General features: G+C 66.5%; 19 protein-coding genes. All 19 read left to right on the top strand.

Going from position 1 to position 22,596, the window contains the following annotated elements; all coding sequences use genetic code 11:
* The first annotated feature begins 109 nt into the window (after positions 1-109).
* Positions 110-757 (top strand): hypothetical protein, encoded by a 648-nt coding sequence (locus tag ABZ281_RS05265; RefSeq protein WP_356652290.1) that lies wholly within the window; start codon positions 110-112, stop codon positions 755-757.
* 9 nt (positions 758-766) lie between these two features.
* Complete coding sequence (locus ABZ281_RS05260) at positions 767-1,876, top strand: hypothetical protein (protein WP_356652288.1); 1,110 nt, start codon at positions 767-769, stop codon at positions 1,874-1,876.
* A complete protein-coding gene (locus ABZ281_RS05255; protein ID WP_356652286.1) occupies positions 1,876-2,085 on the top strand; it encodes a hypothetical protein in 210 nt (69 codons plus the stop codon). The genes ABZ281_RS05260 and ABZ281_RS05255 overlap by 1 nt, the downstream gene beginning before the upstream one ends.
* 6 nt (positions 2,086-2,091) lie before the next feature.
* The gene (locus ABZ281_RS05250) at positions 2,092-3,375 is read left to right on the top strand and encodes a hypothetical protein (RefSeq protein ID WP_356652284.1); all 1,284 of its coding nucleotides are present in this window, start codon (positions 2,092-2,094) and stop codon (positions 3,373-3,375) included.
* A gap of 88 nt (positions 3,376-3,463) precedes the next feature.
* Entirely contained in the window at positions 3,464-3,802 is a 339-nt protein-coding gene (locus ABZ281_RS05245) for a hypothetical protein (RefSeq protein WP_356652282.1), read from the top strand.
* A gap of 226 nt (positions 3,803-4,028) precedes the next feature.
* Positions 4,029-4,706 (top strand): hypothetical protein, encoded by a 678-nt coding sequence (locus tag ABZ281_RS05240; RefSeq protein WP_356652280.1) that lies wholly within the window; start codon positions 4,029-4,031, stop codon positions 4,704-4,706.
* On the top strand, positions 4,703-6,703 hold the full coding sequence (locus ABZ281_RS05235) for a phage tail sheath subtilisin-like domain-containing protein (RefSeq protein ID WP_356652278.1): 2,001 nt from the start codon (positions 4,703-4,705) through the stop codon (positions 6,701-6,703). Before ABZ281_RS05240 ends, ABZ281_RS05235 begins: the two co-directional genes overlap by 4 nt.
* A 72-nt stretch (positions 6,704-6,775) precedes the next feature.
* Complete coding sequence (locus ABZ281_RS05230) at positions 6,776-7,360, top strand: phage tail protein (RefSeq protein WP_356652276.1); 585 nt, start codon at positions 6,776-6,778, stop codon at positions 7,358-7,360.
* A gap of 26 nt (positions 7,361-7,386) precedes the next feature.
* The gene (locus tag ABZ281_RS05225) at positions 7,387-8,247 is read left to right on the top strand and encodes a hypothetical protein (RefSeq protein WP_356652274.1); all 861 of its coding nucleotides are present in this window, start codon (positions 7,387-7,389) and stop codon (positions 8,245-8,247) included.
* Positions 8,248-8,389: 142 nt separating this feature from the next.
* Positions 8,390-11,326: a C40 family peptidase gene (locus ABZ281_RS05220; RefSeq protein ID WP_356652272.1), complete on the top strand. Its 2,937-nt coding sequence runs from the start codon at positions 8,390-8,392 to the stop codon at positions 11,324-11,326.
* Positions 11,326-12,048, top strand: a complete 723-nt coding sequence (locus tag ABZ281_RS05215) for a hypothetical protein (RefSeq protein WP_356652270.1) — start codon at positions 11,326-11,328, stop codon at positions 12,046-12,048. The genes ABZ281_RS05220 and ABZ281_RS05215 overlap by 1 nt, the downstream gene beginning before the upstream one ends.
* A gap of 8 nt (positions 12,049-12,056) precedes the next feature.
* On the top strand, positions 12,057-12,341 hold the full coding sequence (locus tag ABZ281_RS05210) for a hypothetical protein (protein WP_356652268.1): 285 nt from the start codon (positions 12,057-12,059) through the stop codon (positions 12,339-12,341).
* On the top strand, positions 12,328-13,527 hold the full coding sequence (locus ABZ281_RS05205) for a hypothetical protein (RefSeq protein ID WP_356652266.1): 1,200 nt from the start codon (positions 12,328-12,330) through the stop codon (positions 13,525-13,527). Before ABZ281_RS05210 ends, ABZ281_RS05205 begins: the two co-directional genes overlap by 14 nt.
* 11 nt (positions 13,528-13,538) lie before the next feature.
* Entirely contained in the window at positions 13,539-14,486 is a 948-nt protein-coding gene (locus ABZ281_RS05200; RefSeq protein ID WP_356652264.1) for a phage baseplate assembly protein V, read from the top strand.
* A 9-nt stretch (positions 14,487-14,495) separates the two neighbouring features.
* Positions 14,496-15,590 carry a poly-gamma-glutamate hydrolase family protein gene (locus ABZ281_RS05195; RefSeq protein WP_356652262.1) on the top strand — a complete coding sequence of 365 codons (1,095 nt, stop codon included), beginning with the start codon at positions 14,496-14,498 and terminating at the stop codon, positions 15,588-15,590.
* A gap of 101 nt (positions 15,591-15,691) precedes the next feature.
* Positions 15,692-17,215: a baseplate J/gp47 family protein gene (locus ABZ281_RS05190; RefSeq protein ID WP_356652260.1), complete on the top strand. Its 1,524-nt coding sequence runs from the start codon at positions 15,692-15,694 to the stop codon at positions 17,213-17,215.
* 11 nt (positions 17,216-17,226) lie between these two features.
* The gene (locus ABZ281_RS05185; protein WP_356652257.1) at positions 17,227-18,009 is read left to right on the top strand and encodes a hypothetical protein; all 783 of its coding nucleotides are present in this window, start codon (positions 17,227-17,229) and stop codon (positions 18,007-18,009) included.
* A gap of 7 nt (positions 18,010-18,016) precedes the next feature.
* Positions 18,017-20,938, top strand: a complete 2,922-nt coding sequence (locus tag ABZ281_RS05180; protein ID WP_356652255.1) for a hypothetical protein — start codon at positions 18,017-18,019, stop codon at positions 20,936-20,938.
* On the top strand, positions 20,935-22,596 hold a 1,662-nt coding region (locus ABZ281_RS05175; protein ID WP_356652253.1), incomplete at its 3' end, for a hypothetical protein. The genes ABZ281_RS05180 and ABZ281_RS05175, both read left to right, overlap by 4 nt.

The following is a 22,596-nucleotide window of genomic DNA, read 5'->3' as shown; positions in this document are numbered from 1 at the left end:
GTCAACGACCCCGCGTTCGCGCAGTACCTCACCGACCCCACCGAGCTTCCCGCCGTCACGCCGGAGCTGATGGCCCAGACGGTGATCCCTCCGGAGGAAGGCGCGAGCGATGACCCTTACTCCTCCTGAAGTGCCGACCGTCCGGCTCAGGGGCCGCTACCTGGCTCCTGACAAGACTCCGCTGGCTGGCACCGTGTCGTTCGCGCCGCCGTCGGTTCTGACGCTGCCGGCCTCGGATGTCATTTCTACGACGGCCGCGAAAGTCACGCTCGACTCCACGGGCGCCTTCGAGGTCGACCTGATCCCCACCGACGTCCCTGGCATGTCGCCGTCGCGGTGGTCCTACCAGGTGACGGAGAAGCTCAAGGGCGTCCACCCGCGGATCTTCCACATCATGCTGCCGGGCGGCACCGGCCCGGTCGACCTGGCGGACATCGCTCCCGTCTCGCCCTACGCGGGCAACTACCTGCCGGTCGCCGGCCCGCAGGGCGCCAAGGGTGACCAGGGTGAGCCCGGCGAGGTCACCAGCGAGCAGCTCGACGCACTCGAAGCCCGGGTCGCGCCGCGCCCGCAGGAGTACACCCAGACCTCCGCGCTCGCGGAGTGGACGATCCCGCACACCATGCCGTACCGGCCGGCCGTGAGCGTCTATGACGTCTCGGGTCGAGAAATCGGCGGCTCCGTCGAATATCCCACCCCCACCACCGTGCTGGTCCGTTTCGCGTTCGCGGAGACCGGCTCGGCAGTACTGCATTAGGAGCGCCCGATGGCCACTACCGATTTCCGGTTCCCGGTAAAGCTCAACAAATTGCCCGTCCAGGGCCTGGTGCCGGAGGCGTCAAGTTCCGCGCCCACGGCTCCTGTTGAGGGGCAGATGTGGACCGACACCGTCAACCACACGGTGAAGTTCTGGAACGCCTCGGTGTGGAAGGACCCGCTGAGCCGCAGCGACCACACCGGCACGCAGCCGGCGAGCACCATCAGCGACCTCGCCGCGGTGGTGCAGGCGTACCGGCTCGACCAGTTCGCCGCTCCGACGGCCGCCGTTTCGCTGGGCGGTCAGCGCGCCACCAACGGCGCGGACCCGACGGCCCCAACAGACCTGGTGACGAAGCAGTACGCCGACAACTTGCGGGCCGGTATCGCCGTCAAGGACCCGGTGCGGGTCGTCGCCACCTCGAACATCAACCTGTCGACCCTGCCAGCCGCCATCGACGGCGTCACCATGGCCGCCGGCAACTCGTTCCTGGCGGCGGCCCAGACGACCGGCACCCAGAACGGCATCTACACCTACCCGGGGTCCGGGCAGCCGGCCACCCGCCGAAGCGACGCCGACGCTACCGGGGAGATCCTCGACGGCACGCTGGTGGCAGTGTCCGAGGGCGCCGCGGCCGGCACCCAGTACATCCAGACGGCGACCCCCTCCGGGGCCCCTGGCGCATGGACCCAGACGTGGGTGCTGTACTCCTCCGGCGGCCAGACATACACCGCCGACGGCCAGGGCCTGGAGCTGTCGGGCACGACCTTCTCGCTGGAGCTGGCCGACGCCACCCTCTCCAAGAGCGCGGGCGGCCTGACCGTCGGCCTGGTCACCGTAGCCAAGGGCGGCACGGGCGCGACGACTGCGGCCGGCGCCCGCACGGCGCTCGGGACGGTCGGCAAGTACAGCGCGAACGTCGGCGCCCTGACCGGCGGCACACCACTGAACATCACGCACAGCCTGAACACCGTGGACCTCGCGGAGCCGTCGCTGAAGGAGATCAGCAGCGGCGAACTGGTGGGTGCCAAGTTCGTGGTGGTCGACGCCAACACCGTCAGCGTCACGACCGCGGCCTCCTACGCGGCCGACACGTTCCGGGTCACGGTGGTGGGCTGATGGTCGCGCGCCAGCTCGCCCCGCAGACAGTGCCCGCGACGGGTGGCAACGTCGTGTCGTCCGACAAGGTCGGCACGGCCAACGGCGTGGCGGGCCTTGGTGCCGACGCCAAGGTGCCCGCGGCACAGATCAACGTTCCGAAAATCACGGTCGGCGTCACCGCTCCCACAGGTCCCGCCATCGGGGACGTGTGGATCGACACGAACTGAGGCAGCATGGCCACCCGCTTCTGGCTCACCTCCTCCGCCGCGCCGTACACGCCGGCGACCAAGCGCGGTGCCTGGACCAACGCGACATCCACTGTGGCTGGGCTGCTCGGCCGCCAGCCGGCCGGCGCCTCGTCCACGTCCGCAGTGGCGGAAACATCCCTGGCGCAGAACAGTGTCCTGCTGGGGCGGTGGGTCAGCCCGCCGGCACGAAAGGCTGGGACGCTCTCCGGCACGGTGGACTTCTGTGTTGGGCGCGTCGCCTCGGCCACGGCCGCCGCGTTCGTCACGCGGGTGCACATGTACGTCACAGCCGGAGACAGTGACACCGTGCGGGGCACTCTGCTCGATAACTGGCAGGGCTCGTCGAACTGGCCGACGACGGCCTCTGGCGGTGCGGCCACGGGCCAGGCCCTCGGGCCCGTGGCTCTCCAGACCGGCGACCGGGTCGTGCTCGAATTCGGCTACCAGGCCACGAATACCGTCACGACCTCGTACACGGGCACCGCCTACTACGGAGCCACTGGGACGACGGATCTGGCAAACGCGTCCGCGGCTGTCACCACCAATCCTGGCTGGGTTGAATTTTCCGGCGCCGACGGCCTGTTCTCCGTGCCGACAGCCGAAATCGTCGACAAGTTCACCACCGGCATTAGCTCGCGGTTCGTGTACTGGGGCGACACGTTCTGGAACGAGGCTTGGCACCGTGCATCAGTGCAGGCCAACGAGCAATTCGCGGGCTTGATGGCGAACGCCGCCTATGAGGTCACCGGCTCAGCTCACTACGGGGAGATCGTCAAAATCCCCACAGGCGGCAACAACACCACGTTCTCGTCGCTGATTCTGGGCCCGGTGGACAACGGGACGTTCGTGCGGTTCAAGTGGGTCGTCTGGAATCAGACGCTGGTCTTTGAAAACGCCGTCGGCTACTGGGACGCGTCTCCGACGACGGTGCCTTATGACCCGGTGGCTCACCGCTGGTTCCGATTCCGTGAAGCAGGCGGCACCTTTTACTGGGAAACCAGCCCGAACGCGTCCACGTGGACCGTGCGCCGCAGTATGACGACCCCGCAGTGGCTGAAGTTCGGGACACTGCGCACGAATTTCGAGGGGTACGCGGACGCGGGAAGCATCGCCGTCCCGGCCGAAGTCGACAACATCAACACAGTGCCCACGACCGTGGTGAAGGTGTGGAGCGGCAGCGCCTGGGTCCAGAAACCCCTCAAGGTCTGGAACGGCACTGCCTGGGTCACGAAACCAGTGAAGGCGTGGTCCGAAACCGCCTGGTTCTAGGGATTAACTGGCCGTTAAGACCCCGTGCCACGCTCGTCCTCAGATCCTTTTGCGATCAACCCATGCCATTTCTCTGAGGAGGTCACTCATGGCCCGCTATGTGCTCGTGGACGCCGACGGCATCGACATGACGATCAAGTACGGCCCGATCGAGCTGGAGGACCCGTCGCAGTACTCGGTGCCGGAGGGCAACAAGCTCCTCCTGGAGAGCACCGCGCTGGGTGAGGGCTACCGCTACGCCGAGGGCGGCGCGGCCTTCGCCCCGGAGAACCCGGACGGCGATGACTCCGCCGACGAGGACGACGACGAGGACCGCCGCGGCCGTGGTCGGCGCGGGCGCGGGGACGGCGCTCGTGGGCCGCAGGGCCCCCAGGGCGGCCAGGGTGCTCAGACGCAGCCGGGCGGCGAGGGCAGCCCGAACCAGTAGCAGGACTGCCAGGGCCTGCCGTCTCGGGGGCGGCGGGCCCGGTCCATCCCGAAGGGAACCGATCATGACTGTCTCGCAGATCGTGGGCCTGGTGCTCATCGTGCTTCTCGTGCTGGTCATCCTGAAGATCATCGGCATCTTCTGAGCCAGCGCCCATTAACTGGTCGCAAATGGTGCCGAGCATTCTGGTGGGGCGATCTACAACCGCCCATACCGGAGTGCCACCGTGCCCTTTCTTCTGAACGAAGATAAGGCCCTGAAGCAGAAGTTTCAGGGTCTGATGGTGCATGACGCCACCTCCGGTGCCGGCCGTAAGGTCACCGTGCGGTACCGCAACCCCGAGTACGAGCTTGCGGACGCTGTCTATCCCCTGGTGCTCATTTCCCACTCCCGGATTTCCCGGGACGAGGACAGGGAGCACCGCGGGTACGTCCGCCTTCACTACGCCCCGGAAAACTACGAGCCGTGGGCCGACATGACGGACCCCGCGCAATCGCCCTACACGGCCCAGATGCCTATCCCGCTGAACGTCGACTACCAGATCGACGCCTACGCGCGGAAAGAGACACATCTCATCGAGATGACGGGCGCCATGTCGGGATTCCACTTCCTTCCCGCTCGCTTCGGCTATTTGCCAATCGGCGAGGACGGGACCGTGCGCCGGCTCGACCTGCTCGGCGGCCCGGAGTACAGCGAGTCGAAGGACGAGCAGGGCAAGCGGCTTTTCATCGCCTCCTGGGTGATCCGCATTTCCAGCGAACTCTTCCTCTCCGACATTCAGACCCTCACACCTGCGCAGCGAGTCCTCATCAGTTGGCTCGATAAGCGCTTTTTCGATGAGGGGCACACCGTCGAGCTGGACCCCACGCAGGTGGTCACCCCCGCGGAGGCTGATACCCCATGACCACGCCCACCACATTCCCCTACCGGCGGCCCGGGGTCTATATCTCGGAGACTCTCAAGCCGCTCCCACAGCAAGTCAGTCCCCCGGGTCTGGCAGTGGCCGCGTTCGTCGGCACCCATGACTCCGGCCCGTCTACGCCGATGAAGGTGACGAGCTGGGAGCAGTTCGTGTCGCTCTACAACGGCTTCGGGAACGGGTTGAACTATCTGCCCTTCCAGGTCTACAGCTACTTCTCGAACGGCGGGCAGACCGCGTGGATTCTGCGGGCCACGCCCACCGACTCGACCGCATCCCGTCTGGTGGTTCAGAACCAGCCGGTGCCGCCGACCGAGACCATCACGGCGACCCCTGACGGCACCGCGCCGACGGGGGCCGGCACCGCTCCGACCGGTAAGGCCACGGGCGTGCAGCTCGTCACTCCGGAGGAGCCGGTGACGGCCAATCCGGAGCAGACGGCGTTCATGATCGAATGGACCGCGGTCACCCCGCTGTCCAGCGTGGACGCGTACGAGGTCGTCGTGACCAACCCCGACGAGGGCTCCTTCAACAAGCAGCTCTGGGTCGCTCAGCCGGAGACCGGCAAGCCTCAGGCCGCGTTCACCGACCTGGCACCGGACACGACCTATGAGGTCCAGATCACGCCTTACAAGGGCGGCACAGCGGGCTCTCCGATGGACCTGCCGGCGGAGTTCTCCACGGCTGCGGGCTACACGAACCAGGACGCGCTCCAGATCAGCGCCAAGGGCCGGGGTGCCTACGGCAACGCCATCTACGTCACCACCACCCCGAGCTGGAACGCCGGCCGTTTCCACCTGTTCGTGAAGTACGGCGGCACCGGCTCCGCCCAGCTCGTCGAGACGTGGCAGGATCTGTCCCTCAATCCGGCTGACCCGCGTTACGTCGTCGGTCTGGTCAACTCGGCCAAGGCCGGCTCGAACTACGTGACCGTGGCCAACCTCCTGCCGCCGACGTCGGTGACTCCCGGTACCGGCATGACCCCCGACGCCTCCTGGCTCCCCGAGTACCTGGCGGACGCTCCTCTGGCCACCGGCACCGACGGTGTCCAGGCCGTGAACCTGGCCCAGCAGCTCAGCGACCAGTTCGCCTCCGTCGCGGACGTGCTGCTGGTCAACCTCTGCGGCAACACCAGCATGACGGACCACCTCCCGGCGTCCACCCAGATCAACGCGGCCATCTCTTGGGCGGAAAGCAGGCGCGGCGCCTTCCTGGTCCTCGACACACCCCGCCAGCCCTCACCGATCGACAGCGAGACCGCGGCGACGAAGCTCGTCGAGACGGTCAGCGGCTACGCGCCGGCGTCCTCCTACGCTGCGGCGTACGGGCCCTGGCTCCAGGTCGCTGACCCGGCCGGCTCGTCGGTGTCCTCCACGCGCATGCTGCCGCCGGCCGGCGCCGTCATGGGCCAGTACGCACAGGCGGATGCGGCCGTGGGTCCCAACCGCAGCCCGGCCGGTGTCGCGTACCACCTCGTCGGCGCGGTGGGAGTCGAGCACCTCTTCACGAACACTCAGCTCGACAGGCTCAACGACTCCGGGGTGAACATCATCCGGCCGGTGCCGCAGGCCGGGTACTGCGTCATGGGCGCCCGGACGTTGAAGAAGGGAATGCCCGACCGGTACATCAGCGTTCGGCGCATGCTCATCTACCTGGAGAACCTGCTCGAAGACGTCACTCGTTTCGCAATTTTCGAGCCCAATGGGCCGGACCTGTGGCAGACGCTTGCGGCCCTGGTCGACCAGCAGCTCCTCTCGCTGACCCAGGCCGGACAGCTTCAGTCGACCGTGCCGAGTCAGGCGTATTTCGTGGTCTGCGACGAGACCAACAACACGCCGGGCACGGTGGCGCTGGGTGAAATTCACATCGCGGTAGGCGTCGCTCTCGCGTCGCCGGCCGAGTTCATCGTCATTGAGATCAGCCAGTACCAGGGCGGCGTTTCCGCGTCGACTGACTCCGCGACCCAGACGGAAACGTTCTGACGGTCCAACTAGCCCGCCTCTCAATTCTGTTCATTCCGGCGGCCCTTCGAACCGGGAATTGAGAGGTGAAGCATGGCGACCACGACCACGACGCAGAAGCCGTCCCTGGCACAGCTCAGCACGGACCCTCTGAGGAACTTCAAGTTCCAAGTAAAGATCCACCTCGCAGGGTCCACGTTGGACAGCTCCAAGCGGTCCAATCAGCTCGGATTCATGAGCGTCTCCGGCCTGTCCATCACCACTGACGTGGTGGTTTACAGGCAGGGCGGCATGAACACGACAACTCAGAAGATGCCGGGCCAATCGGACTTCGCGCCCATCACTCTCTCAAGAGGGCTGATCTGTGGCGACTCGGACATTCACGCCTGGCTGCGGCAGATCTTCCAGGTGATGCAGGGGACGGGCGGAAACAACGGCTCGTACAACTTCAGGGCCACGATGGACATTTTCCTGCTCGACCACCCCGTCACCACTCAGACCGTCACCTATAAGGCGGGCTGGCGGGTCTACAACTGCTGGCCGACCTCCGTTGCATTCGGCGATCTCGACGCCGGCGCCAACGGAATCGAACTCCAGCAGATCACCCTCGCCCACGAAGGCTGGGACTTCAAGATCGCCAGCAAGTACGGGCCCGGCGCCGGTATTTCGCTGCCGTAATTCGAACCACCACTCAAGGACGACACATGACCGAGCCTATTGCGCTCCCCGCATTCGAGAACTTCGGCGACAAGGCCATCAGCGGCCTGGAAACCCCCGAAGAGGCTCACGCCGCGACTCAGGCCCTCCTCAAGGAGGACCGCGAGTCCGTCCGGCCGCACATCGACGACCCCGGGGAAACTCAAGTCACCCTCGAACGCGGGATCTTCCGGGACGGCACCTGGTACCGCGACGCGGAGGTACGTGAACTCAACGGCTACGACGAGGAAGCCATCGCCGCGGCCGGCGCAGGCAGTGCCCCCCAGAAGGTCGTCGAGACCCTTCTGACAAGGGGCGTCGTCAGCGTCGGCAGCGAGCCCATGACCCGCAAGCTCGCCGGTGAACTGCTCATCGGCGACCGCGAGCTGCTCATCATGGCGATCAGGCGCGCAACGTTCGGAGACACCCTCGACTTCGAGCGGCTGCCGTGCACCCACTGCGGCGAGCTGGTCGATCTCACGGTGCCGCTCGCTGCCATCCCCTTCGTCCACCTCGACGACCCCGAGCAGGCCGAGTACGACGTGCCGCTGCGCAAGGGGGCCACAGCCGTAGTCCGCATGCCCACCGGCGAGGACCAGGAACAGGTCTTCAGCGTCCGCAACAACCGGGCCAAGCAGGACTCGGTCATCCTCTCCCGCTGTGTCGTGCGCCTGGTCCAGGCCGACGGGTCCGAGGTGCGCCGGCCTCCGGCCCAGAGCCTCAACATGGCCGACCGGCAGACCATCCTCCAGTTCCTCGTAGACCGCCAGCCCGGCCCCCGGCTCGCCGACTTCACCTTCACGCACGAGACGTGCGGAGAGGAGGTCCCCTTGCCCATCAGCCTGGCGGTCATGTTTCGCGGACTGTGACTACGCGCGGGCCTTCACCCAGTTCGAGATCCTCGCCCGCTTCCACTCCGGCTGGTCCCTGAGCGAGATCAAGTCGCTGTCCATCCGTGAACGCCACCACTGGCTCGTGTGCGCCGCCTGGGAAATCGAGAGGAGGCAGTAAGTGACAACTCCCCCCACGCCGCCAGGCCCGCCCACACCAAACCCGGGCGGCGGACGTCTCTTTGGCGCAAATAACCTCGGCCAGCAGATCGACGGGTTGACCCGGGCTTTTACCACGTTCACGAACCGTTTCGCGAGCACGGCCGGCCTGTCCACGATGGGCTGGCAGGCACCGAACGGCGGCCAGGCGCAGCGCACGGGGGACCAGCTCGGCCGAACACAGCAGCGCTACACGCAGTCGTACGACGCGCACAACGTGGCCCGTCAGCGCATGCAGGACGAGTTGGAGCGTCAGCAGCTCCAGTGGGACAGGCAGTTGCGCGTAGGCACTCGCACAGCGTCCAACATGCGCCTGCCTGCCTGGCAGAGGCAGGAGGCCCAGGACCGTCTCGACGAGCAGGCGATCCTCTTCAACAGCAGCCAGTCCCGCACCCGCCGGGAATGGTCGCACCAGGAGGGCGCGCACTCCTCGGCCATGGCGCAGATGCAGTCCGACATGAGCCGGATGCAGGCCCAGCAGCGCACGCAGACGACGATGAACCGCGTCGCGATGGCTGGCCAGGTCGGCGGAGCCGTTGTGGGTGCTGCCCGCTCGTACTACTCGGGCGGGCAGGAGGAGATGTGGGGTCAGTTCGAGCGCCGCTTCTCTCTCATGCGACCCGACTTCGAGGGCTCCTCGGGCCGTCGCGCAATGGCCTACGGGCGGGAGATGAAGCGCTACGGCACCACCATGTGGGGCACCTCCGGTGAGGACGCAGTCAGCGGGGCAAGCGCCATTCTCCAGCAGTCCCCGCTCAACCAGTACGCCCCTCAGATGCGACGCGCCTCATCGGCTGCGTTCGTTACTCCCGGGCTCGGTATTCAGGGCGCGGCCCAGATGCAGCAGGAACTTGGGACGGCGCAGGCTTTTTACGCGAGTCAGATGTTCGGCCTGGCCCCGACCCGGTTTGCCGGGGGCGTCCAGAACTCCTCGGCCGCCATGGCGCTCTCGCTCGCGCAGCGAGTCAACGCCGGCAAGTTCAGCAGCCTCACCGGCAGCCAGCTCCAGGCGCAGCTCGCGCAGGGCGGGTCGCTGTCCATGTCCATGGCCAACTACGCCCGCACGGCTGGGCTCAGTGGTCAGAGCGCGGAGGCGATGCGCAACCAAACGGAATTGTTGCGCGACCTGGTGAACCCGGGCAAAAAGAGCGGCCTGAAGGGGCTGTCCTCCGAGGATGCGTTGAAGGTCATCGAGGACGCCGGCCGACGTGACGACGCCGGAGAAACGGCCCGCGACAAGATCAAGAAATACGCGCCGAGCGTCGGCGACTCCTACCAGGATTCTCAGCGCTACCTCCAGGGCTTGGACCGAGAAGGCCACCTCCCCGGGACCGCGTCATTCCTGGACGCGGCCAAAGCGTCGGCGAACACCCTCGCGGACATCCACTCGCTGCTCCAGAAGACACTCGAACCGCTCGCCGACACCATCGGCAAGATCGCGGGCGGTGCCAAGGGCGGCGGTTTCTGGGGCTCCGCTGGCACGGGCCTCAAGTCGGGCTGGAACTCGGGCCCGAACTTTCTCTTCGGAGATGCGGGCGAGGGCACCGACCAATCGTCCTGGGCCAAGTCGGCGTGGAAAGGCGTCACCGGCCTCTTCGGCGGTGACTCCGGAACCCCGCAGTCCAAGCAGGGCGGTAGCAGTAAGAAGTCCGACAAGGCCGGCACCACCGGCGGTGGAATCTCCGCGGCCATCTCCTTCGCCCGCGCGCAGGTCGGCGACCGCTACATCCTGGGCGCAAACGGGCCCGACGCCTGGGACTGCTCCTCCCTGATGCAGCAGGCTTTCGGCAAGGCCGGCGTGAAACTCCCCCGCGTCACATACGACCAGATCAACTCCGGCGTCGAAATCCCGATCGACGAAGTACGGACCGGCGACCTCGTCTTCTACAAGGACTTGAGCCACGTCGGCCTCTACGCCGGCGGCGGCAAGGTGATCGAAGCCGCCAACCCGGGCAGGGGCGTCGTCGAGGGCCCGATGTACTCGAAGTTCCAGCGGGCCCGCCGGGTGATGTCCGGCGGCGTGGCAGCTTCCGAGACCCTCTCCGGAGAGAGCAAGGACCCGACCACGGACAGCGGCTCCACCGGCGGTGGTTTCACCGTCTCCGGTGCTTACGGGTCCACGGAGGAAGTCGACGCCCTCGCTGCCGCGCTCACCGGCGGCGGAGGCAGTGCCCAGGCCGTCAGCCGCACCCCGCAGGCCACTTTGAACGAAGAGGCCGACGTCGGTAACACCGACACCGGCAAGAGCAACGCAGGCACTGACGCACCGAAGAACGTGAAGGAGAGCGTCAAGGCCGGCAAGGAGATGGCCGCCGACTACGGCTGGACCGGTGGCCAGTGGTCCGCCCTGTACAAGCTGTGGACGAACGAGTCGGGCTGGCGGTGGTGGGCGGACAACCCCTGGTCGGACGCGTACGGAATTCCCCAGTCGCTGCCCGGATCGAAAATGGCGTCCGAGGGCTCGGACTGGAAGACGAACCCCCGCACGCAGATCGCGTGGGGCCTGAAGTACATCAAGGGCCGGTACGGCAGCCCGCAAAAGGCCCTGAGCTTCTGGAACTCCCACAACCCCCACTGGTACAAGGAGGGCGCGTGGGACGTGCCCGGCCAGGCGGGCGAGGGCCTCGACGCCAAGTTGCACGGCGGCGAAATGGTGCTGGAGCGCAACACGGCCCACACCGTGCGCCAGGCGCTCCTCAACCAAGGCATTACGCCCTCTCCGGGGCAAGGCTCAAACTCCTCGGGCTCGACCGGCTCCGTCACCTTGCAGTTCGGCGCAGGCAGTGTCGTCGTACAGATGCCGACAGCCACCGCGGAAGGCGCCAAGAGCGCTGCCCAGGCTTTCGTCTCCCACATCGCGGCCGACGACCGAATCAAGTCCCTGATGGGAGGCTGGTGATGGCCGACAAGAAAAAGAAAGACGCGGTCACAACGCCCGGCGCGGGGATCTACGAGAACACTTTCGACAACCGAATCCAGAACATCCCGTCGTACCTGCCCGGGGAGACGGCCGGCACCAACTACGGATTGATCCGTGGGTACATGGTCACGGCGTTCCCGAAGGGGCAGACCGGCCGCTTCTACATGCTCAATTTCCTGTACAACCCCTCCACGGTGCAGGTGAGCCACTCCCTCGACGCGGCCAACCAGGTCATGCCGGCCTACACCCGTTCCGACCAGGACACCGGCACACCGCTCACCGCGGCCGGCGGCACTCTGACGTTCTCCCTGCTGTTCGACCGTAGCTACGAGATGAGTGACCCGAGCCAGTTCAACACGGTCGAGGGCACCTACGGCGTCATGGCGGACATTCACGTCCTGTACAACCTCGTCGGCATCAACATGAAGCAGCAGGTGTGGACCTCGGCGACGGCAAGCGACGCGGCCAGCACCGAGGTCGGTGACGTCGTCGGAATCATGCAGATGAACCCCGTGTGGGTTCACTTCAACCAGGCTCGCCACCGCTTCGCCGACAAGCTCCCGAACATGTCCCGCATGTCTTACTTCGGCTATCTCGCCAGCGTCGACATTTCCTACACGCATTTCACGCAGCGAATGACCCCCGTCCGGTGCGCGGTCAGTATCAGCATGCAGCTCATGTCCACCGTCGGATGGGTTTAGGAGGCGGCATGGCCATCGACATCACCTCGCGCTACCTGCGCAATGAGACCGCACTGGTCCCCGACCGCAATGGCAAGCTCCAGCTCGCCGTCATGCCTCGCCGGCCCACTGCACAGACACTGCGCGTGACCGACTACCGCTGGCGTACCGACGAGCGCGTGGACGACGTCGCCTCGCGGTATTACGGGTCGGAGTCCTCCTGGTGGATGTTCGCGGAGGCCAACCCGAGCATTCTCGACTGGAGCCAGGTGCAGGCCGGCCAGCAGATTTTGGTGCCCCGTGGCGTGGCGTAAGGTCTACCGGCCCCACCTGCTCTGCCGAACGCCTGGGCTGGAGCGGGGCGCCTGGTTGTCCAGCGTGGACGTCTACCAGGATGAGGGCGCCCACCAGGTCGTCGAGCTGACCGTGATGCACACCTACAACCCCGCTTTCCCCTCGCAGGCATGGCGGACGCCAGCCGGGTCGGTGTGGTCGGAGAACACCCCCGTGCACCTCCGTTTCGGCTGGTACGCGGACGACTCCGCCGACTGGTACGGGTACGTCGCCTCGTCCCGTGTGGTGGGCAGCGAGACGGACCCCCGATTCGGGCACGCTGTGCAGGTACCGGTGGTGTACACGCTGACCGGGGCAAGCATGCCGATGCAGACGCGCCGCAACCGGACCTGGGCCGGTACGACGGCCTCGGCCGCGGCCCGCCAGATCGCCCGGCAGTACAACCTCCAGCCCCATGTGGATGCGACCTCGTACGTCTGGGAGCAGAGCACCCAGGCGAGCAGCGACTGGCAGTACCTCAACGACCTCGCCGACCGCAGCGGCTACCGGCTCTACTGCGACAACACGTCCCTGTGGTTCGTGGCCCGGCGCACGGTCATGCAGAGCCCGGACGGGACCTGGCCGGTCTTCTGGCAGCGTAAGACCCCCGGCTCCATCGACACTCTGCGGGAGTTCAGCGCCGTGGTGGGTGACACCGATCCGGCCGGCGGCCTGCGCGCCCGCTACGAGACGACCGCCTACAACCGCGTCTCCAACGTCCTGACCGAGAGCGCCTTCACCCAGGACCGCACCACCGTGCAGGGGCGGGCCGTCGACCCGCTGCTGACCTCCCAGTACAGCATGCGGCCGGCGGACTCCTACGCGCAGTCTCAGCGGCTCTTGGGCGCGGAGGCCGACTGGCTGTGGGTGGAAGCCCGTGCCGTGGTCAATGGCGATCCGCGGCTGAAGCCCGGGGCCGTGGTCGAGCTGCATGGTGCCGGCATCGGAGACGCGAACACGGGCCTGTGGATGGTTCGCTCGGCCGTCCACAAGTTGTGGATCAATCCGGTGTACCCGCAGAAGTCCACGTACACCACGACGCTCGTGGTGGGTCGCGACGACGTCCGCGGCCTCTCGCTGGGCGTCCAGAGCCGGCCGAAGTCCGCGGCCCCCACGGTCCTGGTCTCCGGGCGCTGGCGGGCCGCGTACACGGGAGGGATGACGTGAGCACGTTCGGGGTGTACGCCGGCATCGTCATCGCCACCAACGACCCCCAGAACCGGCGCCGCGTACGGCTGCGCATTCCACAGGTCACCGGGACGGCCGTTTCCGGGTGGGCCGAGCCGGTCTCCTTCGGCACCGTCGTGCCCGGGGACCAGGTCTCCGTCGCCTTTGAGGGCGGGGACCTGAATTACCCCCTCTACTGGCCCCAGCAGAGCGTCTCGCCCTGGACGCCACTGGCGCTGGAGTCCGGATGGGTGGCGTCATCCGCCGGCACCCCGCTCTACCGGAGCACCGCGGACGGCATGGTCGAACTGTCCGGATCAGTGGAAGCAACCGGCACCATCGCGACGGGGAGCACAGTGAAGTTCGCCAGTCTGCCCCTGGGTGCGCGCCCCATCGAGCGGCACCGCGCGACCACTGCCACGATCTATCGCAATGCGTACAACTCGGTGAACGCCTACGGCGAGTACCGAACCACAACGTCGACAACGAGCACCACGTATGTAACCGACGCCAACGGGCCGAGCACCAGCTTCGTCTCCGCTGCATCAGGACAGGCCACAGTGATTTTTGGTGCCTTTATGCAGAACACCACCGACACCGGCCGCTGTCTGATGGGCGTCCGAGTTCTTCAGGGTTCTACAATCCTCGCTGACGGTGACGACAACCGTTCCGCCGAATCGCAGGGCCCTGACAACAACTCCGTCTCGAACTCGCGCCAAATCACCGGGATGACCCCCGGGACGACGTACACCGTGACGGCCGTGTACCGAACGGAGGGGGCCAGCTCCAGCGCCTCGTTCGACAACAAGTGGATCGTCGTCATCCCTGTGGGCCAGCACGACACCCCGGCAGCGCGGATCACCATGGAAACCAACGGCGATCTGACGGCACTTTTCCCGGGCGGCGCAGCCCCCACCTACGACATGTCGCTGACCGGTATCCGAGCCCGGATTATCTGAGGAGCAGCCGTGACTACGTACCCCTATTTCCGCAGTCTCGCGGCTGCAAAAACCCTGGGCATCGACTACGACATCAAAAACCGGTACGGCACCGGTGACTACCTGGTCTACATCGCCATTCACGGTGGGGCAATGGAGCCGCCCACCTCCCAGCTCGCGGTGTACTGCGCCGGCGGTACCGGCGCGTACTACTCCTTCGAGGCCCTCAGTGACCTCACCGCCGCCACCCTCAGTCTGTCGGCGACCACATTCGACGAGCCGTTCTGCCAGGTCAACGTCGGCAACAGCTCGCGCGCCGTCAGCTTCCGCGGAGTGGAGGACCAGCGAGAGAGCGAGGAGGTCGCCTACATCTCCGGGCTCGACGACGTCCTGGTGGCCCTGGTCAGTCAGGAGCTGACTGTCTCGGGCTTCATCGTAGACACCCCGCCCCTGCGCTTCGAGGGCAGCGACCCGCAGAACATCGTCAACAAGACGCGCCTGCGCGCCGGCGTCCAGGTCGACCTCACTCGCTCCCTGCGCAAGAGCTTCTACGCCGACGGTGACCTGTCGTCGGCGTCCGTGAGCAACCCGGCCAACCGGCTGCCGGCGTTCTTCTCCTTCGCAGACGCCATCAAGCGGGCCGCGGCCCAGGTCCCACTCACCGTGGCGCAGCAGGAGACCCCACCGGTCATTCAGGCAACTGGACCCGTGGACACCTCCGTCAGCCTGGCGATGACTACACCGTTCGCCATCGACCACACCGGGGCAGTGGCCTCCACCACCGACCAGCGCGAGCAGCTCCTGGACCGCGTTCATGCCCTGGTGGGCACGCAGCCTGGTGAGCGGGTCATGCGGGGCACATACGGGGTGGCGACGAGCGCCGCGCTGTTCTCGGTCAACGCGGACGCGGCTCACGCACAGCTTGAGCGCGCGGTCATCGACGCCGTAGGGGCGTTCGAGCCGAGCGCCGTGGTATCTGCTGTGACCGCCGATGTCGACGACGAAGCGGGGTCGGTACGGGTCAATGTCCAGGTCTCGCGGTCCGACGTGCCGAACGCCGAGCTGGACACCACGCGAACCGTGGGGGTCCTCGTAGGCGGCACCGTGGTTGCAGCCAGCGGGTAGGCCATTAACGAAGCGTCGCCTAAAACCGTAGAATCCGAATATCAGCCGGCACACATTTCTAACTCGATCCCGCTGGCGGGGACCGAGAGGAAGTGTGCCTGGTGGCAGTCGACAGCGGGTCGGTAGCGAGTATCGACTACACGTCGCGCGATTTCACGGGCTACCGCGACGCACTGCTGGCCTACGCACAGCAGGTGCTTCCCGAATGGACGTCCCGGTCCCCGGCGGATTTCGGCGTCGTCATGGTCGAGCTGTTTTCGTACCTCGGCGACATCGTGTCGTTCTACCAGGACCGCATCGTGGACGAGGGCTTTCTGGCCACGGCGACCCAGCGTTCCTCGGTCATCGCTATCGCGCAGCAGCTCGGGTACCAGCCGCACACCGCGATCCCTGCTGCCGGTCAGGTGGCGTTCAGCCCGGCGCCCGGACTGACCTCCCCGGTCACCCTGCCGGCCGGTACCCAGGTCATCACCTCGTACATCGCTTCGCTTGACCGGCCGATCACGTACGAGACGACTGCGGACGTCATCGTGCCGGCGTACACCACGCCTGTGCCCCAGGTCGTCGCGCTGGTCGCTGAGGGTGCCACGCAGGGCGACCGGACGCTGGCTCTGTACGCCTCGACGTCGGGGCAGCCGGCGACGACCGTACGGGTGGAGGACATCGGCAGCAGCGACGGCACTAAGTCGCAGACATTCACGCTCGCCCAGGCCCCCGTGCTGCTCGACACGGTGAGGGTCTTCGTGGACGACGGCGTGGGCGGCACAGAGTGGACGCGGGTCGACGACTTCCTCCTGACCCGCGAGTCCGACCTGATTTTCACTGCGACAACCGACGACCGGGGCGTCACGCAGGTCACCTTCGGCGACGGGGTGAACGGCGCCGTGCCGGCGACTGGACTGACCATTGCAGCCGCTTACCGGACCGGTGGTGGCTCGTACGGCAACGTGCCGCAGGGGTCCGTCTCGGATCTCTCCGAGTCGGTTCCCGGGGTGGTGGTCGCCGGGTCCTCCCCGATGGCCGGCGGTGCCGACGAGGAGACCATCGACCAGATCCGGATTAACGCGCCGCGCGTTTTCCGCGCCCAAGGCCGGGCGGTCAGCTCCACGGATTACGCCGACCTTGCCCTGACGGTCGCCGGCGTGGCAGATGCCCGTGCGGTAGTCCGTTCGGCCAGCGCGGTGACCATCTTCATCGTCGGTCCGAACAACATCCTGCCGAGTGAAGGGCAGCGGGACGCGGTCGCCCAGTACGTGCAGGCCCGCTCCCTTTCCGGGGTGGTCGTCAATGTCGTCAACGGCACACTGGTCCCGGTGAACATCGGCTCCGGCACGCTGCCGGTCCTCATTTCGGTGCAGCCGCGCTACCGACGCGACACGGTGAGACTCGCGGTCCAGCAGGCCATTCAGAGGGTGTTCACCCCGCCGGAGACCACGTTCGGTTCACGTGTCTCCATTTCGCACCTCTACCGGGCCATTCAGGAAGTCCCGGGAGTGGACTGGGCTGTCATTCAGATGATGGCGCGCTCCGATCTGACGCAGAGCGGCACGGCCGACGTCGTATGCCGCGATAACGAAATCCCGATCGTCGGCAACATCGTGATCACCGCCAGCGGCGGAGTATAGGAGCCCGCACCATGCCCGCTGTATATCCCATGTCGGTGCGGTCGTTCACACCGAAGACTGACAACGTCGACGTCATCTGGGCTGCCCACGTCAATGACTTGCAGAACGAGATGGCGGCCGTCGAGCGCACGGTGGGCGCCAATCCGCACGTCTGGCCCGGCTGGGTACCGGCCGGGAGCCCGACTTGGCCGCCGAAGACCGGCACGATGACCGTCAAGACCCCGGCGCCCGTCAGCAACTTCGGTGCTTCCAAGACGTTTTCCTCGGTCGCCGACCGTCTCAAGGCGATGCAGCAGCAGATGACGTGGCTGACCCTCATGACGCAGCTCCTGGCAGGGCAGTCCGGGCAGAGCAAGCCTTTCAAGCCGGCCGCGGCCGTCATCAGGGCCCCGGGCATGAAGGTCCCAGCCGGCGAGGGCAAGTGGGTGCCGTTCAAGTGGGGCGCGGCCGAGTTCGACCCCAACAAGATGTACCAGGGCGGCTCAAACATCTACGCTCCGCTCACCGGATTCTGGGACGTCTCGGTGAACGTCTGGGCTGACTCCACAGTCCGAAAGGCCAACGACCTGCACTTCGTTCACGTCCGGCTGATGCGTGGCACTCAGGAAATCGCCGGCCAGGACAGTCTCATTGAGACGCAGACCTGGATTCGCCACCGCATCAACCTGTCCTGGCAGGGGCGTTGGAACAAGGGCGTACCCATTCAGGTTCAGGTGAGCCAGCACGGTGCGAGCGACAACACCGTGGACGCAAACTGCAACATTTCCGTGTCGTTCGTACGCGACCTGACGTGAGGTAACGATGGGCGTCTACGAACTCGATATCTACGCCAAGACTCTCTACGGGGCACCCCTTTTCGTTTCCTTCGAATCCGCGATGTCCGCCGAACAGCGCGGGTACGGCGCCTTGGAGGTCTCGTGGGAGACCCCTATCCAGGCGAACTCCAGCCAGATCCTTGCGGGCGTGAAGTCCTGGAGCCGGCTGCGCCTGGTCCGCAACTCGTACGGCATCCCGGAGACAGAGGACGACGGCTGGGTAATCCTCGAAAGTCCAGCAGGAGTTGGCGGCGGCAGCGGCGACCCCACGAACCGCTACCTCGACGACACCGTGGTCCCCGGCCGGGTCTACTACTACGCCGTTTTCGTCAGCACAGCCCCCGACGTCTACGACTCCGCCACCGCCTACTACCCCGGCGACCTCGCCACCTACAGCGGCAAGGTGTACGTGGCCTCCGCCAACACGACGGGCCTCCAGCCGGACACCAACCCGGGGAGCTGGACCCTCACCGGCATGACGGAGACGTGGCACCGGTGCGGAGGCTGCGTCGGCCTGGCCGTAAAGGACTTCACCCACAGCGAGCTTCTCTACGACCACATCCCCCGCCCGTACAAGGTCGACGTGGTCGAAAGCACAGCTTCGAGCATCCCGGTGAACGAGCAACTCCTGCGATTCTGCCGGATCTTCGGGTACTTCTTTGACGTCATCAAATGCGAGCACGACCAGTTGCTCCGCATCAACGACGTCATGCGCTGCACCGACCGCCAACTCATGCTGCGCTCCCACGAGTTGGGAATCAACGACCGCATGCCGGCACTGCCGGAGCTACGCCGCTCCTACGTGGCGAACGCAGCACTGATCCAACGTGACCGCGGCAGCGTGGAGTCCACCCAGAAGCTGGTCAAGGCCCTTACTGGCTGGGACTCGGACGTCCTGATCGGCTACAACGAGCTGCACGACTCGGACGAAGCCGCCTTCACCAGCCCCACGTACCCCGACTGGCAGCGGGACAAGGTCTACTACACCACCGTCGGGTCCCAGCTCTACTCGGACATCGTCACCTACAACGGCACCCTGTACGCGGCCATCGGCACACCCCGCCGCGAGTCGGTCTACCTGTCCTATACATCGTCCAACCCGGCCCGAACGGGTACCGGCACGATCGCAAAGGACCCCGACCAGGTCGCCGACCCCTACCCCGGCTACGTCCGCCTCAGCGGCGCTGCGGCCGGCGACACCCTCACGTACACATTCGCCGCGCCAGCGGCCGGCAGCTACACAGTCCTCGCCGTCCTGATCGCGGACCCCGTCGGCGGCATCATCAGCGCGAAGGTCAACGGGGTCGACGGCGGCATGACCCCCATCGACCTGTACAGCTCCTCGCGACAGCAGGTGCCCGTCGCGGTCGTCGGCACTTTCACCCTTACCGCGACCGGCAACACCCTCACCCTGACCAGCACCGGGAAAAACGCCCTGTCCAAGGGTTACGACATCACCATCTCCTACCTGCTCATCCAGGGCACCGGCGTCAACCTGAACGTCACACCCACCGGCCACGCCCAGTCCGCCACTTACTGGCAGGCCATCACGCCCAACACCCTCAAGGACACCCAGACGGAGTGGAATCCGCTCACTGCTGGCTATGGCTCGTGGAACCTCAGCATTCCCGGCGGCACCATCAACCCGGACGTCACTTCCACGGCCACGCCCGACTGGTGGGTCTCCCCCCAAGGCGCCGCGGTAGGCACGAGCAGCCCCGGCAGCGGAAACAGCCTGAACTACACCGCCCTCAGCAGTGCCGGCACCCGCGAAGTATTCCTCTCCGGCCCTGTCCGCACCAGCGCCTGGAACGCTGCGGAAACCTACTACCCGGGCCAGGCGGTCACTTGGAATCCGCTGGGTTGGGCCACGGCACCGGTGTACGTCGCCTTGACACAGAGCGTGGGCCGGCAGCCTGACCTCAACCCCGCCAAGTGGCGCTTCACCCCCTACAAGTCCAACACCTCACCCGAACCCAGCCGCATCCTGGCCGACTCGGTCTACACGCCGAAAGTCGTGTCATGGTCAGCCACCCGGTCCTATCGGAAGGGCGCCCGGATCTCCTGGCGCGGGCATCTGTACGAGGCCGCACGCCCTTCGCTCGGCATCTTTCCGACCGGGTACAACACCGACAACCTGTGGTGGCGTTGGTGCGGCCTAAATATCCAGCGCTACACCTATTCCCTGTACCACAACCGCAGTTCGACGGCGACCGGCGAAGACGTGCGCCTGTTTATCAACTGGTACAACTCCAGCGGTACTTACGGCGGACTGGGCTTCATCCAGACCGACGCCCAGCTCCAGTTCGACAGGTTCGAAACCACCCCCACCTACCCGCAGTCCACCGGCAGCGCCCCCGCCGGCTGGACAGTTCCGGCAGCAGGCACCCACGGAGTTCCCATCCCCTGGGTCACTGCCCGGGGCACCTGGGCCAACGGCCGCGGCGTCGTACGTCCCACGGCCTGGAACTCCGCCTCCACCTTGGAACGCCAGGCCGGCCGCGTCCTGTTTTTCCAGCGGGATTGGGTGTACGCCTCTGCGCCCGCAGGACAGCAGGGCGAGCAGGCTTATGTGACTTTCATGTCCGCGCCAGACGGAAGCGTGGCCACGATGGAGCACGGCCTGGTCTTCCGGTACAGCGCCTCCGCCTACTGGCTCGCCTCGCGTGACCGGCTGACGTACACGACCGTCACCGTCTCCGGCGGCACCGTTACCGCGGTCAACGTCACGTCGGTGGCGACCTGGACGCCCATCTCCTACGGCGAACGCATGCGCGTTCGCAACCGGTCTGGGGACATCCTCGTCGAGGCCCGCGCTTGGTCCGGCTGGCGCACGCTCGCCAGCGTCTCTGACACCCGAAACAACACGGCGCTCGGGTACGGCTTGCTCGAAAGGGTCCGAACATGACCGTCGCTATCCCCGTCATCCTGGACGGTACGACGTCCAGCACGGGCTCCTTTACGCCGGCTCTGCGACTCATCACCCAGATCGCCATGAAGGCCGGAAGCAGCGTGGGCAACGGGACCCTCGCGCTGACGTACTCCGACTTCCCTGGCGCCTTCACGGACTTCACGGTCGTGCCGTACGGACCCTCCGTCTATTCCGACCCGGCCTTCAGCTACCCCACCTCGGCCACGATTCGCCTGGGCGGCACCGATCCGACGAACACCTGGCGTCGCCTGTCCCTGACCGTCGAGTCTCGCAATTCCTTCTACAGCCCCGGCCCTGTGGGTGCCATTTACGGTGTGTTCGATTACGCCCGCCTTGGCATCACGTCCTCCGCCATGGCCGTCGGGGAGACACAGCAGATCGCCTACGCGCAGTTCGAGAAGACACCGCCAGGCATCGACGCCGACACCAGCCAGTTCGGCAGCAATCTCTTCGACTTGGAGCAGTCCTCGTACGAGGGACGGCTGATGTTCACGCCGGTCGGTGGCGGCGGCGAAACGGCGTACATGACGTACGTCCGCACCAACGAGTACACCTCGTGCGGCGAGTACTCGGGGAAGTTCGTCTACCAGAGCCCGCCGGCCGATAACTCGTATGAGGCCGTGGCCCAGTTCGGCAGCTACCCGAATCTGACGGCCAAGCGGCAGACGTACGCGGACGTCAAATACAGGACGTTCCTCCCCGGCGAGGGAACGCCGGACAACCCCAACGGGACCGGAGTATCGGGCGGCATTCCCGTTCCGGCCCCCGCCTCCCTCACCCTGGAGCCCCTGCAAGCCGCGCTGGTTCGCGTCGAGCCTGGAGTCACCTACCAAGCGCAGATCTCCGTCGCGACGGAAACGGCCGGCCTGGGCATCCGCTGCGCCGTCCTGCGCTTCGACGCGAATTTCAACCTCCTCGGGACCTTCGCGGCCGGCGACACCGTGACGTCGGCCGGCGGCTACAAGTGGCAGCAGGCCACCGCCACTCACACCATGGACGCCACCGCCGCATGGGCCGCCGTCGTCCCCCGCGTCACCTCGGGCGGCGCCTCGCGCGTGCAGTTCTACACCGACGAGCACCGCTTGTGGGTGCCCTCGACGCTGGCCACCAAGAGCGGCGGAGCCTCACCGGCAAGGGCCTGGCAGCCCCCGCGCCAGTTGATCATCAAGGTGCGGGCGACCCGCGTGAACTACGCGAAAAATCCCAGCTTCCAGAATTCCCTCTGGGGCTGGGGCCAGGAGAAGGACGCCTCGGTGACCTCCACCTTGACCCTGGCCAGCGGGGGCGGCATCGTCGGCAACGCGTCGCAGTACAGCATCACGACCGTGCCCACGGCCACCCTGATCAACGGCACTAGCCCGCGCACCGGCGTCATCTCCCAGACCGCCCAGCCGGCCCTCGTCGACCGGCTCAAGCCCAACACCGTCTACACGGCGTCGATCTACGTCCTACCGATGGCCGGCGAGGCACCCATCACGCTTTTCGCCAACGACGGCACGAACATCCTCCGCGGCACGAGTACGCCGATTTTCGACCCGACCGGAAACTCGGCCTGGACCAGGCTGTGGGTGAGCTTCAAGACGTCGACCACGTACGGCGGCACGCTCCGGCTCTACCTGGGCTACGCGGCCGAC

Origin of the sequence: Streptomyces sp. NPDC006265, from assembly GCF_040613555.1 — a bacterium.
In the GTDB taxonomy this organism is placed as follows: Bacteria; Actinomycetota; Actinomycetes; order Streptomycetales; family Streptomycetaceae; genus Streptomyces.
Note: the sequence above shows the minus strand (reverse complement) of the source record. Positions and strands in the feature narration are given on the sequence as shown.